Source organism: Pseudomonas juntendi, assembly GCF_009932375.1.
Lineage (GTDB): Bacteria > Pseudomonadota > Gammaproteobacteria > Pseudomonadales > Pseudomonadaceae > Aquipseudomonas > Aquipseudomonas juntendi.
This window is the reverse complement of the sequence record NZ_BLJG01000266.1, coordinates 1-12,610: the sequence shown is the minus strand read 5'-3', so window position 1 is coordinate 12,610 and position 12,610 is coordinate 1. Positions and strand designations below refer to the sequence as shown.

The following is a 12,610-nucleotide window of genomic DNA, read 5'->3' as shown; positions in this document are numbered from 1 at the left end:
GGCGTTGCATACCTTGTGGCAAACACCTGTCAGCCCTGATGCGATCCCCGTGGGGGCTGGCTTGCCGGCGACAGGGCCGGCACAGCCAACCAAACTCAAACGGCGTTACGCGGCAGCAACAGCCCCAACGGCAACCGCACCCGCGCCTCGATACCGCCCCCGGACCGGTTGCGTAGCTCGACATTGCCGCCATGCTGCGCCGCAATACGCTTGACGATGGCCAACCCCAACCCGGTCCCCTTGCCACCCCGCGCCCGGTCACCCCGGATGAACGGGTTGAAGATGGTTTCCAGCTCCGACTCATCAATGCCGGTACCGCGGTCCAGCACGCTCAGCACCACGTACGGCGCACTTTCGTCACCCGAGACATAGGCTGCCACCTCGACCCCTTTGCCTGCGTGGTGCAAGGCGTTGCCGATCAGGTTGCCCAACATGCGCTTGAGCGACACGCGGCGCAGCGGGAACGGCGGGATCGGCTCCAGGCACAGGCGCACACGTTCTTCCGGCTGGTTGTAGGGGGCGACCACCTCACGCACCAGGTCCGCCAGGTCGACCTCTTCGACCGGCTCGTCCCGGCCATCACGGATAAACGCCAGGAACTGGTCGAGAATCGCGTCCATGTCTTCGATATCACGGACCATATCGTCGCTCAGGTCGTTGTCACTGTTGAGCAACGACAACGACAAACGCAGGCGCGTGAGCGGTGTACGCAAGTCATGCGAAACCCCGGCCAGCATCAGCTCGCGTTCACGCCCGGCCTGCTCGACGTCTTCGGCCATCTGGTTGAAGGCCCTGTACACCTCGGTCATCTCGCTGGGGGTGTCGCTGATCGGCAACCGCACGCTGCGCCCCTGGCCCAGCTGGCGGGCGGCGAACACCAGGCGCTTGAGCGGCTGGTTCAACTGCCGCACGAAGATCCACGCCGAAGCGGTGGACAACAGGCCAATGGCCAGGAACCAGCCCAGCACGTTCCAGATTTTCTGCCCGCGTAGCGGGTGCGGGTACAACGGCACCTTCAACCAGCCCGGGCCCAGGCTCGGCGCATTTACCCACAGCGCCGGCGGCGCATGAATGCGCAGGCGTACTTCGGTGTCCTCGCCCAGCTCGGCCTGCATCTGGCGTTGGTAGATTTCGCTGTAGGGCCAGTGCTGCTCGCCTTCGGGCACGCCCGAGCCGGTCACACGAATGAGGCCTGCCGCCTCGGCGATCTTGTCGCGGTTTTCTTCGTCGGCAGCCCAATACGCGCGCAAAGTCAGCGCCACACCGTGGCTGTACTGCCGGTCGACCAGTACGTCCTCGTTCATCAGCAGGTAGACCAGGGTCAGGGCCTTGGAGAACAGGACAACGATCAACACCAGCCACAGGGTGCGGGCGAAGAAGCTTTGCGGAAACCAGAGCGGTGTTTTCATCGACGGTCAGGCATCACTTACCGGCGTTTCCGTCCGGCACGAACACGTAGCCCACGCCCCACACGGTCTGGATGTAGCGGGGCTTGGACGGGTCAGGCTCGATCATGCGCCGCAGGCGCGAAATCTGAACGTCGATGGAGCGCTCCAGGGCATCCCATTCACGGCCACGGGCCAGGTTCATCAGCTTGTCGCGGGTCAGCGGCTCGCGGGCATGCATGACCAGCGCCTTGAGCACGGCGAACTCACCGGTGGTGAGCATGTGCACTTCGTCGCCACGCTTGAGTTCGCGGGTGGCCAGCGACAACTCGTAGTCGCCGAAGGTGACCGACTCGTCTTCGCTACCCGGTGCCCCTGGCACGGTGGGTGCCTGGCGGCGCAGCACGGCCTTGACCCGGGCCATCAGCTCGTCCGGGTTGAACGGCTTGCCCAGGTAGTCATCGGCACCCAGCTCCAGGCCCTTGATGCGGCTGAGCTCGTCACCCTTGGCAGTGAGCATGATGATCGGGATCTGGTTGTTGTGCTGGCGCAGGCGCTTGCACGCCGACAGGCCGTCTTCGCCCGGCAGCATCAGGTCCAGCACCACCAGGTTGAACACCTCGCGGGACAGCAGGCGGTCCATCTGTTCGGTGTTGGGCACCGCGCGGGCTCGGTAGCCTTTGCTGGTGAAGAAACGTTCCAGCAGGCTGCTCAGCCCTGGATCGTCGTCGACGATGAGAATCTTTTCACCTTCTGCGGTGTTCGGCGTGCCGGTCATGAATAACTCCTCTGAGATCGCCGCGCATTATGGCGTAGCCATTGCAACGCGTGCCGTGAGCATTGTTAGCAGATTTTTCCCCGGGCGCCAGTTCCGACTGGCCGGGCGCCATCACCGCAAGCGGTTTGCGATGGGTATAATGCGCCGCTTTCATCCTGCGCCGCCGGGCGAAAGCCCATAGGCGACCCCCGTACTCACAAATGTCAGGTGGTTTACATGGACAGCATCAACAGCCGTATCGCCGAGGAACTGGGCGTACGCCCCCAGCAGGTCGAGGCGGCCGTGGGCCTGTTGGACGAAGGCTCGACCGTGCCTTTCATCGCCCGTTACCGCAAGGAAGTGACCGGTAGCCTGGACGACACCCAGCTGCGCCATCTGGAAGAGCGCCTGCGCTACCTGCGCGAACTCGACGAACGCCGCGCCAGCATCCTCTCCAGCATCGAGGAACAGGGCAAGCTGACCCCGGAACTGGCCCGCGAAATCAAGCTGGCCGACACCAAGACCCGCCTCGAAGACCTCTACCTGCCGTACAAGCAGAAGCGCCGCACCAAGGGCCAGATCGCCCTCGAAGCCGGCCTCGGCGAGCTGGCCGACGGCCTGTTCAACGACCCGTCACTGACCCCGGAAAGCGAAGCGGCACGCTTCGTCGATGCCGACAAGGGCGTGGCCGACGTGAAGGCCGCCCTGGAAGGCGCCAAATACATCCTCATGGAGCGCTTTGCCGAAGACGCCGCGTTGCTCGACAAACTGCGCAGCTTCCTCAAGCAGGAAGCCGTGCTCAGTGCCCGCGTGGTGGCCGGCAAGGAAGAAGAAGGCGCCAAGTTCCGCGACTATTTCGCCCATGACGAGCTGTTGCGCACCGCCCCTTCGCACCGCGCCCTGGCAATTTTCCGCGGGCGCAACGAGGGCGTGCTGAGCGCTTCGCTGAAAGTGGGCGAAGAACTGCCCGGTACCCTGCACCCGTGCGAGCTGATGATCAGCAACCACGTCGGCATCGAGAACCGCAGCCGCCCGGCCGACAAATGGCTGGCTGAAGTGGTGCGCTGGACCTGGAAGGTCAAGCTCTACACCCACCTGGAAACCGACCTGTTCGGCGAACTGCGCGACAACGCCGAAGGCGAGGCGATCAACGTGTTCGCCCACAACCTGCACGACCTGCTGCTGGCGGCTCCGGCCGGCCCGCGCGCCACACTGGGCTTCGACCCTGGCCTGCGCACTGGCTGCAAGATCGCCGTGGTCGACGCCACCGGCAAGCTGCTGGACCACACCACGGTCTACCCGCACGCCCCGAAAAACGACTGGGACCGGACCATCGCCATCATGGCCGCGCTGTGCGCCAAGCAATCGGTGGAGCTGATTGCCATCGGCAACGGTACCGCCAGCCGCGAAAGCGACAAGCTGGTCGCCGAACTGGTCAAGAAATATCCAGCCCTGAAAATCACCAAGGTCATGGTTTCCGAGGCCGGCGCGTCGGTGTACTCGGCCTCGGAACTGGCCGCCCGCGAATTCCCGGACCTGGACGTATCGATCCGTGGCGCCGTATCGATTGCCCGCCGCCTGCAGGACCCGTTGGCCGAACTGGTGAAGATCGACCCGAAATCCATCGGCGTTGGCCAGTACCAGCACGATGTCTCGCAGTTGAAGTTGGCCCGTGGCCTGGACGCCGTGGTCGAGGACTGCGTGAACGCCGTGGGCGTGGATGTGAATACCGCCTCGGTGGCGTTGCTGACGCGCATCTCCGGGCTTAACGCCACGCTGGCACAGAACATCGTCGCGCACCGCGACGCCAACGGCCCGTTCGCCACCCGCGCGGCGCTGAAAAAGGTCAGCCGCCTGGGCGAGAAAACCTTCGAGCAGGCTGCCGGCTTCCTGCGGGTGATGAACGGCGACAACCCGCTAGACGCCTCGGCGGTTCACCCCGAAGCCTACCCCCTGGTCCAGCGCATCGCCGCCGATACCGACCGCGACATTCGCTCGCTGATCGGCGACAGCAGCTTCCTCAAGCGCCTGGACCCCAAGCGTTTCACCGACGAAACCTTCGGCCTGCCGACCGTGACCGACATCCTGCAGGAGCTGGACAAACCCGGCCGCGACCCCCGCCCGGAGTTCAAGACCGCCACCTTCCAGGATGGCGTCGAAGACCTCAAGGACCTGGCGCCAGGCATGATCCTCGAAGGCGTGGTGACCAACGTCACCAACTTCGGTGCCTTCGTCGATATCGGCGTACACCAGGACGGCCTGGTGCATATCTCGGCGCTGTCGGAAAAGTTCGTCAAGGACCCGCGCGAGGCGGTCAAGGCCGGCGACGTGGTCAAGGTCAAGGTCATGGAAGTGGACATCCCGCGCAAGCGCGTGGGCTTGTCGATGCGCATGAGCGACACCCCGGGCGAAAAGGTCGAAGGCAACCGCGGCGGTAACCGTGGCCCGGCAGGCAACCGCCAGCAACAGGTGCCGCGCCAACGTGAAACCGCCACCGCGGCCCCGGCCAACAACGCCATGGCCGCGCTGTTCGCCAACGCCAAGCAGCTGAAGAAGAAGTGATGGACATACCACGCGAATATGTCGAAAGCGCCTTCAGCCAGCTCCTTGGCTGCCGCCTGCAACGCCTGGAGCCCGGCGTTGCCGAGGTCGCCCTGGCGCTGCAGCCGCAGTTGCGCAACCGTGGCCAGAAGCTGCACGGCGGGGCTATTTTCAGCCTGGTGGATATCGCCATGGGCCTGGCCTGTTCGGCCAACCATGGCTTTGACCAGCAAAGCGTCACCATCGAATGCAAGATCAACTACATGCGCGCCGTCAGTGACGGCGAGGTCCTGTGCACCGCCCGCGTGCTGCATGCCGGGCGGCGTACCCTGGTGGTCGACGCCGACGTAGTCCAGGGCGACAAACTGGTGGCCAAGGCGCAAGGAACCTTTGCGGTTCTCTAGCTCACCAAGCAGTATCTGCGGTATTTTCAGCAGTGCGCTGGCACTGCTGGATCCGCGTAAACCAGGCGACAACGCCAGTTCCTTTCTCCCTACCCTTGTAGACCGTTATCTCTACCCCCATATTGGGGCGACTGACGCGTGAAGGAATACATCTTGAGCGAACTCCTCAACCGCCGCCTGAGCCTGCTCGGCGCCAATCTTCCCCTGCTCAAGCAGTGCCTGCACGGTATTGAGCGCGAATGCCTGCGCGTGACCGACGAAGGTCGCCTGGCCCAGACTCCGCACCCGGATGCACTGGGATCGGCGCTGACCAACGAGCAGATCACCACTGACTATTCCGAGTCGCTGCTGGAGTTCATCACCCCCGCGCTGGCCGACCCGGCTAAGGTGCTCGAAAGCCTCGAACAGACCCACCGTTTCGTCTACAGCAAGCTGGGCGACGAGTACCTGTGGAGCCCATCGATGCCATGCACGTTGCCGGCCGAAGAGGACATCCCGATCGCCGAGTACGGCAGCTCGAACATCGGCAAGCTCAAGCACGTCTACCGCAAAGGCCTGGCCTTGCGCTATGGCCGCACCATGCAGTGCATCGCCGGCATTCATTACAACTTCTCGCTGCCAGAGGCTCTGTGGCCTTTGCTGCGTGCTGCCGAAGGCAGCAGCGAGCCCGACCGCGACTATCAGTCGTCGGCCTACATTGCGCTGATCCGCAACTTCCGCCGCTACAGCTGGTTGTTGATGTACCTGTTTGGCGCCTCGCCGGCCCTGGACAAAGGCTTCATGCGTGGCCGCCCGCACCAGCTCGAAGAGCTGGACGCCGAAACCCTGTACCTGCCCTACGCCACCAGCCTGCGCATGAGCGACCTGGGCTACCAGAGCAACGCCCAGGCGGGCCTCACGCCTTGCTACAACAACCTGGCCAGCTACACCGACAGCCTGCGCAAGGCGGTGGGCACGCCCTACCCGCCCTATGTCGAGGTCGGCACGCACGTCGACGGTGAGTGGGTACAACTGAATACCAACATCCTGCAGATCGAAAACGAGTACTACTCGAACATACGCCCCAAGCGCGTCACCTATACCGGCGAGCGGCCGATCCAGGCCCTGACTTCGCGCGGCGTGCAGTATGTGGAAGTGCGCTGCCTGGACATCAACCCGTTCCTGCCAGTGGGCATCGACCTGACCGAGGCGCGCTTCCTCGATGCATTCCTGCTGTTCTGTGCCCTGGAAGAAAGCCCGCAACTGGGCAATGCCGAGTGTGGCCAGTGCACCAGCAACTTCCTGGCCGTGGTCAAGGAAGGTCGCCGCCCGGGCCTGGAATTGCAGCGCAACGGCCAGCCGGTCAGCCTGAAGGTGTGGGCCGGCGAGCTGATCGAGCGTATTCGGCAGTTGGCCGAGCTACTGGACCAGGCCGAAGATACCGACGCCCACAGCAAGGCGCTGGATGCGCAACAGGCCAAGGTCGATGACGCCTCGCTGACGCCTTCGGCCCAGGTGCTGGCGCGCATGACCGAGCATGACGAAAGCTTCGTGCAGTTTTCGCTGCGCCAGAGCCGTATTCACGCCGAGACCTTCCGTGAACAGCCGCTGAGCCAGGAGCAGCAACAAACCTACGAGACGCTGGCCCGCGAGTCGCTGGCCAGGCAGGCCGAGCTGGAGCAGGAAGAAGTCGGTGATTTCGACCTGTTCGTGGGTGCCTATCAAGCCAGCATCCTGGCGATCAGCAACTGATGACGCGTACCGCTGCCCCGCGCAAACCGCGCGCCAGCAGCCAGGCCAGGATCGAAGCGATCCTGGCGGCTGCCCGCGAACTGCTGGCCGAGGTGGGGGTGGCGGCAATGTCGATCTACAGCGTGGCCGAGCGTGCGCAGATTCCGCCGTCGTCGGTCTATCACTTCTTCGCCAGCGTGCCGGCGTTGCTCGAGGCGTTGACCGCCGACGTGCACCGGGCTTTCCGTGAGGCTCTGAGGGCACCGATCGACAGCCAGGCGTTCAGTACCTGGCATGAGCTGTCACGGCTGATCGAGCAGCGCATGCTGGATATCTACAACCAGGATGCAGCAGCGCGGCAACTGATTCTGGCCCAGCACGGGCTGAGTGAAGTGGTGCAAGCCGATCGGCAGCACGACATGGAACTGGGCGACCTGATGTACAAGTTGTTCGACCAGCATTTCCACCTGCCGGTGATGCCGCTGGATGTGGATGTGTTTGCCCTGGCCATGGAGCTGAGCGACCGGGTGTATGCGCGCTCGGTGCAGCTGCATGAGGCGATCACCCCGCGTATGGCCGAGGAAGGCAAGCGGGTGTTCGAGGCGTATCTGGGGTTGTATCTGCCGCCGTTTCTAATCAAGCGTTGAATTTGGTGGCCTCACCGCCGGTGTCGCGATCGGGCTGCAAAGCAGCCCCGCGAGTTAAGCGTTACTAGGGCTGCTTTGCAGCCCTTCGCGGGCACGCCCGCTCCCACACTCAAGAAATGCGCGATCCCCTGTGGGAGCGGGCGTGCCCGCGAAGGGCCGCAAAGCGGCCCGCGGGCCACTTTCATCACAGCTTGGCGATAGACACTTCCGTCGACTTCACAAAGGCAATCACTTCACTGCCCACCTGCAGCTCCAGCTCACGCACGGAGCGGGTAGTGATCACCGAAGTGACGATGCCCGAAGCCGTCTGCACGTCGATTTCCGACAGTACCGGCCCTTCGAGGATTTCTTTCACAGTGCCTTTGAACTGGTTGCGCACGTTGATGGCTTTGATAGTCATGATTGGCTTCCTTTTGGCTTCTGGGGTTCAGTGCGCCCAACGCAGTTGCGTGGGCAGAGGGGCTACAGGATCCGGCTCGGGCGCAGCGCCCGGGGCCGACAGCACACGGTTGAGCACTTCGCTTTCCAGCGCAGCCAGGCGGTGCGAACCACGCGCCCGAGGCCGTGCCAGGTCGACAGTGAGGTCGAGCCCGACCTCGCCGTCTTCGATCAGGATCACCCGGTCAGCCACGGCAACCGCCTCGCTGACATCGTGGGTAACCAGCAGCACGGTGAAACCGTGCTGACGCCACAGGCGTTCGATCAGTTGCTGCATCTCGATACGGGTCAGGGCATCCAGCGCGCCCAACGGCTCGTCCAGCAACAGCAGGCGCGGCTGGTGGATCAGCGCCCGGGCCAGCGCCACACGCTGCTTCTGGCCACCCGAAAGCGCTGCCGGCCACTCATTGGCGCGGTCGGCCAGGCCAACCGCCTCCAGGGCATCCAGCGCTCGCGAGCGCCAGTCGCCAGACAGGCCCAGGCCCACGTTGTCGATCACCTTCTTCCAAGGCAGCAGGCGTGCGTCCTGGAACATCAGGCGGGTTTCTTCGCGCGCTTCGTCCAGCGGCGCGGCCCCGGCCAGCAACTGCCCGGCAGTGGGCTGGTCGAGCCCGGCCAGCAAACGCAGCAAGGTGCTCTTGCCGCAGCCGCTGCGGCCAACAATGGCCACGAACTGGCCGGCCGGAATGTGCAGGTCGATACCTTTCAAAACTTCGCGCTGGCCAAAGGCCTTGCGCACGCCGTTGGCGGCCAGCGGGATGCCACGCAGCAGGCGTGGCGGCCGTTCCTTGAGCACGGTCATGCGCCCTCCTTCTTCGCCACTTGATAGGCTGGGTGCCAGCGCAACCACACACGCTCCAGGCCACGGGCGGCGAGGTCGGCGAGCTTGCCGAGCACGGCGTACAAAACGATGGCCAGCACCACCACGTCGGTCTGCAGGAATTCACGGGCGTTCATGGCCAGGTAGCCGATGCCGGCGTTGGCCGAGATGGTTTCGGCAACGATCAGGGTCAGCCACATGAAGCCCAGGGCAAAGCGCACGCCCACCAGGATCGACGGCAGCGCCCCCGGCAGGATCACCTGGCGGAACAGGCTGAAGCCGGACAACCCATAACTGCGGGCCATTTCCACCAGCGCCGGGTCCACATTGCGAATGCCGTGGTAGGTGTTCAGGTAGATCGGGAACAACGTGCCCAGCGCGACCAGGAAGATCTTCGCCGACTCATCGATACCAAACCACAGGATCACCAGCGGGATCAGTGCCAGGTGCGGCACGTTGCGTATCATCTGCACCGAGCTGTCGAGCAGGCGCTCGCCCCAGTTCGAAAGGCCCGTGATGAAGCCCAGCACCAGGCCGATGCTGCCGCCGATGACGAAGCCCAGCCCGGCACGCCAGCCACTGATGGCCAGGTGGGTCCAGATGTCACCGCTGCGCACCAGCTCGACGCCAGCACTGACCACGGCGCTAGGCGCCGGCAAGATGCGCGTCGACAGCCAGCCAGCACTGACCGCCAGCTGCCAGGCGGCCAGCAGCAGCACCGGCAGCGCCCATGGCGCCAGCCGCTGGGCAAGGTTGTTGGAAGTTGCACGACTCATGGCCTGGCCCTCAGCTCTGTGCGACGGACTTGGGCAGGATGTCGTTGGCTACCATCTCGCCGAACGGGCTCACGTAGCCACCCGCCTTGGGTTGTTCCGGGCGGTTCACGTCAATGTGCGGGAACAGCAGCTCGGCCACTCGGTACGACTCTTCCAGGTGCGGGTAGCCGGAGAAGATGAAGGTATCGATGCCCAGCTCGGCGTATTCCTTGACCCGTGCGGCCACGGTCGGGCCATCACCGACCAGCGCGGTACCCGCACCGCCACGCACCAGGCCAACACCCGCCCACAGGTTGGGGCTGACTTCCAGGTTGTCGCGGTTACCGCCGTGCAGGGCGGCCATGCGCTGCTGGCCCACCGAGTCGAAGCGCGCCAGTGAGGCCTGCGCACGGGCAATGGTTTCATCGTCCAGGTGCGAAATCAGGCGGTCGGCGGCGGCCCAGGCTTCTTCGTTGGTTTCGCGCACGATCACGTGCAGGCGGATACCGAAACGTACTTCGCGGCCTTGAGCAGCGGCCTTTTTGCGCACTTGGGCGATCTTCTCGGCCACGGCTGCCGGTGGCTCACCCCACGTCAGGTACAACTCGACCTGTTCAGCCGCCAGGTCTTGGGCAGCCTCTGAAGAACCGCCGAAATACAGCGGTGGGCGGGGCTGCTGAATCGGCGGATAGAGAAGCTTGGCGCCCTTCACCTGAATGTGCTTGCCGTCATAGTCCACGTTCTCGCCTTCCAGCACCTTGCGCCAGATACGGGTGAACTCGACCGACGCCTCGTACCGCTCCTGGTGGTTCAGGTGCAGGCCGTCACCGGCCAGCTCGTCCGGGTCGCCGCCGGTGACCAGGTTGAACAGCGCCCGGCCGTTGGACAGGCGATCAAGGGTGGCTGCCTGCCGAGCAGCCACGGTTGGCGAGATGATGCCGGGGCGCAGGGCCACCAGAAACTTCAGGCGCTGGGTCACGGGGATCAGCGAGGCCGCGACCAGCCAGGAGTCCTCGCAGGAGCGCCCGGTCGGGATCAATACCCCACCAAAACCAAGCCGGTCGGCAGCTTGCGCGATCTGTTGCAGGTAACCGTGGTCGACCGCGCGGGCGCCATCGGCAGTGCCCAGGTACTTGCCGTCACCGTGGGTGGGCAGGAACCAGAAAATGTTCAGACTCATTGGAGTTGTCTCCTCAAGGGGGGCACGAGCCGGGGCGGTGCCCCGGCATGGGCGCATCATTCAAGGCGCGCTAGCGACCTTGGCCGGGGGTGTCCAGATCACATCCTTGATGCTCAACGGCTTGGGTATCAGCTTGAGCGCTTGGAAGGTGTCGGCGATCTTCTGCTGCGCCGCCACTACCTGCGGGGTCAGAGGCGCGGCGCCGTAGCCTTGGCGTTTGACCGAGGTAAGTGTGATGTCGGCAGGCAAGCCGAGCAGCGGCGCCACTTGGTCGGTGACTTCCTGCGGGTTGGCCTGCGACCACTCGCCCACGGCGCGCACTTGCTCGATAACGGTGTTGATCACCGCTGGGTGCTCGGTCGCGTAGTTGCGGGTAGCGAGATAGAACTGATGGTTGTCGACCAGGCCCTTGCCGTCACGCAGGGTGCGCGCCTGCAACTGTTGCTCGGCGGCGGCCTGGTACGGGTCCCAGATCACCCAGGCGTCGACACTGCCGCGCTCGAAGGCTGCGCGGGCGTCGGCCGGCGGCAGGTAAACCGGCTGGATGTCGCTGTATTGAAGGCCTGCGTCTTGCAGTGCACGCACCAGCAGGTAGTGCACATTGGAGCCTTTGTTGAGGGCGACTTTCTTGCCTTTGAGGTCCTTCACCGACTGCACCGGCGAACCCTTGGGCACGAGAATCGCTTCGCTGTGCGGCGCGGGCGGTTCATAGGCCACATAGAGCAGGTCGGCGCCGGCGGCCTGGGCGAATACCGGTGGTGTTTCACCGGTGACGCCGAAATCGATCGAGCCGACGTTCAGCCCTTCAAGCAGCTGCGGGCCGCCGGGAAACTCGGTCCACTGCACCTGTACGCCCTGCTCGGCCAGGCGCTTCTCCAGCGTGCCCTTGGCCTTGAGCAGCACCAGGGTGCCGTATTTCTGATAACCGATACGCAGGCTCTCGGCCTGGGCTTGGGTAATGGCGCCGAAGGACACAGCCGCCGCGAACAGGGCGACCAGACCGCGACGCAAGAAGACTGTGCGCATGGCGCTCTCCTGTGCGATAGGGTTCGGGTTGCACCTGCTTGCCTCGTTGGCGGGCGAGTAAGGTGGTAAAGCGGATAAAACCGGTCAGATGCTCCAGCGAGCACTGAGCAGGCGTTCGTTCAGTACACCGGGGGCCACGGGGCGCGGCCGACGGGCCAGGGCAACGTGGAAGGTTTCCAGCGAGTCCTGCAGGCGTTCTTCCAGCGCGGGTAGCAGCTGCGCGGGCTTGCTGCCCTCTGCATAAGCGACTTGGCTGTCGTCAGCGAAGATCCCTTGCAGGGTCTCTTGCGCCTTGAGTGCAGACAGCACAGGCTTGAGTGCGTAATCCACCGCCAGCATGTGGGCGATGCTGCCGCCGGTGGCGATCGGCAACACGATCTTGTGTGCCAAAGCGCGTTCGGGCAGCAGGTCGAGCAAGGTTTTCAGAGCACCGGCAAACGATGCCTTGTACACCGGCGTGGCGACGATCAGGCCATCGGCCTGGGCCACCAGTTGCTGGAAGTGCTGTACCTGCGGGCTGTCGAAACGGGCATGCAGCAGGTCTTCGGCAGGGAAGTCACGTACCTGGAACGTCACTACTTCGACGCCGCGATGCTGCAGCCACTCGCGCGAACGCTCCAGCAGCACGCCGGAGCGTGAACGTGGACTTGGGCTACCACCGATTGAGACGACCAACATTGCAGCGCTTCCTTGTGTTCTGTTGGGGGTGACATTAGCAGTCAGTTTATATATCTAGAAATCATATTTTTTTATTTGTTTATTCCATTTTGGTTTAGAGCTTCAAGTTACAAGCCGCAAGCTGATCTGCTCTTGCTCTTGCTCTTGCTCTTGCTCTTGCTTTTGCTCTTGCTTTTGCTTTTGCTTTTGCTTTTGCTTTTGCTTTTGCTTTTGCTTTTGCTTGCAGCTCGCAGCTCGCAGCTCGCAGCTTGCAGCTCGCAGCTCGCAGC

General features: G+C 63.9%; 12 protein-coding genes. 4 read left to right on the top strand and 8 right to left on the bottom strand.

Annotated features, from left to right (window positions below):
- Window positions 1-95: 95 nt before the first annotated feature.
- Complete coding sequence (locus GYA94_RS24150) at window positions 96-1,409, bottom strand: ATP-binding protein (protein WP_029887604.1); 1,314 nt, start codon at window positions 1,407-1,409, stop codon at window positions 96-98.
- A 13-nt stretch (window positions 1,410-1,422) separates the two neighbouring features.
- Entirely contained in the window at window positions 1,423-2,163 is a 741-nt protein-coding gene (ompR, locus tag GYA94_RS24145; RefSeq protein WP_009682249.1) for an osmolarity response regulator transcription factor OmpR, read from the bottom strand.
- A gap of 216 nt (window positions 2,164-2,379) precedes the next feature.
- Here ompR and GYA94_RS24140 point away from each other — a divergent pair, with 216 nt between their 5' ends.
- From GYA94_RS24140 to GYA94_RS24125, 4 genes are all read left to right on the top strand, one after another.
- Window positions 2,380-4,704 (top strand): Tex family protein, encoded by a 2,325-nt coding sequence (locus GYA94_RS24140; protein ID WP_161893246.1) that lies wholly within the window; start codon window positions 2,380-2,382, stop codon window positions 4,702-4,704.
- Complete coding sequence (locus tag GYA94_RS24135) at window positions 4,704-5,087, top strand: PaaI family thioesterase (RefSeq protein ID WP_009682247.1); 384 nt, start codon at window positions 4,704-4,706, stop codon at window positions 5,085-5,087. Before GYA94_RS24140 ends, GYA94_RS24135 begins: the two co-directional genes overlap by 1 nt.
- Window positions 5,088-5,240: 153 nt before the next feature.
- Window positions 5,241-6,818, top strand: a complete 1,578-nt coding sequence (gshA, locus tag GYA94_RS24130) for a glutamate--cysteine ligase (RefSeq protein ID WP_009682246.1) — start codon at window positions 5,241-5,243, stop codon at window positions 6,816-6,818.
- The gene (locus GYA94_RS24125) at window positions 6,818-7,444 is read left to right on the top strand and encodes a TetR/AcrR family transcriptional regulator (RefSeq protein ID WP_110678895.1); all 627 of its coding nucleotides are present in this window, start codon (window positions 6,818-6,820) and stop codon (window positions 7,442-7,444) included. Before gshA ends, GYA94_RS24125 begins: the two co-directional genes overlap by 1 nt.
- Before the next feature lie 184 nt (window positions 7,445-7,628).
- Here GYA94_RS24125 and GYA94_RS24120 read toward each other — a convergent pair whose 3' ends face one another.
- From GYA94_RS24120 to ssuE, 6 genes are all read right to left on the bottom strand, one after another.
- Window positions 7,629-7,844 carry a TOBE domain-containing protein gene (locus tag GYA94_RS24120; RefSeq protein WP_003255829.1) on the bottom strand — a complete coding sequence of 72 codons (216 nt, stop codon included), beginning with the start codon at window positions 7,842-7,844 and terminating at the stop codon, window positions 7,629-7,631.
- A 27-nt stretch (window positions 7,845-7,871) separates the two neighbouring features.
- Entirely contained in the window at window positions 7,872-8,684 is an 813-nt protein-coding gene (gene ssuB / locus GYA94_RS24115; protein WP_110678897.1) for an aliphatic sulfonates ABC transporter ATP-binding protein, read from the bottom strand.
- On the bottom strand, window positions 8,681-9,478 hold the full coding sequence (ssuC, locus tag GYA94_RS24110; RefSeq protein WP_054913222.1) for an aliphatic sulfonate ABC transporter permease SsuC: 798 nt from the start codon (window positions 9,476-9,478) through the stop codon (window positions 8,681-8,683). Before ssuC ends, ssuB begins: the two co-directional genes overlap by 4 nt.
- 10 nt (window positions 9,479-9,488) lie before the next feature.
- The gene (ssuD, locus tag GYA94_RS24105) at window positions 9,489-10,637 is read right to left on the bottom strand and encodes an FMNH2-dependent alkanesulfonate monooxygenase (protein ID WP_161893245.1); all 1,149 of its coding nucleotides are present in this window, start codon (window positions 10,635-10,637) and stop codon (window positions 9,489-9,491) included.
- 60 nt (window positions 10,638-10,697) lie between these two features.
- Window positions 10,698-11,663 carry a sulfonate ABC transporter substrate-binding protein gene (locus tag GYA94_RS24100; protein WP_029884766.1) on the bottom strand — a complete coding sequence of 322 codons (966 nt, stop codon included), beginning with the start codon at window positions 11,661-11,663 and terminating at the stop codon, window positions 10,698-10,700.
- 84 nt (window positions 11,664-11,747) lie between these two features.
- Window positions 11,748-12,341 carry an NADPH-dependent FMN reductase gene (gene ssuE, locus GYA94_RS24095; RefSeq protein ID WP_161893244.1) on the bottom strand — a complete coding sequence of 198 codons (594 nt, stop codon included), beginning with the start codon at window positions 12,339-12,341 and terminating at the stop codon, window positions 11,748-11,750.
- Window positions 12,342-12,610: the final 269 nt, after the last annotated feature.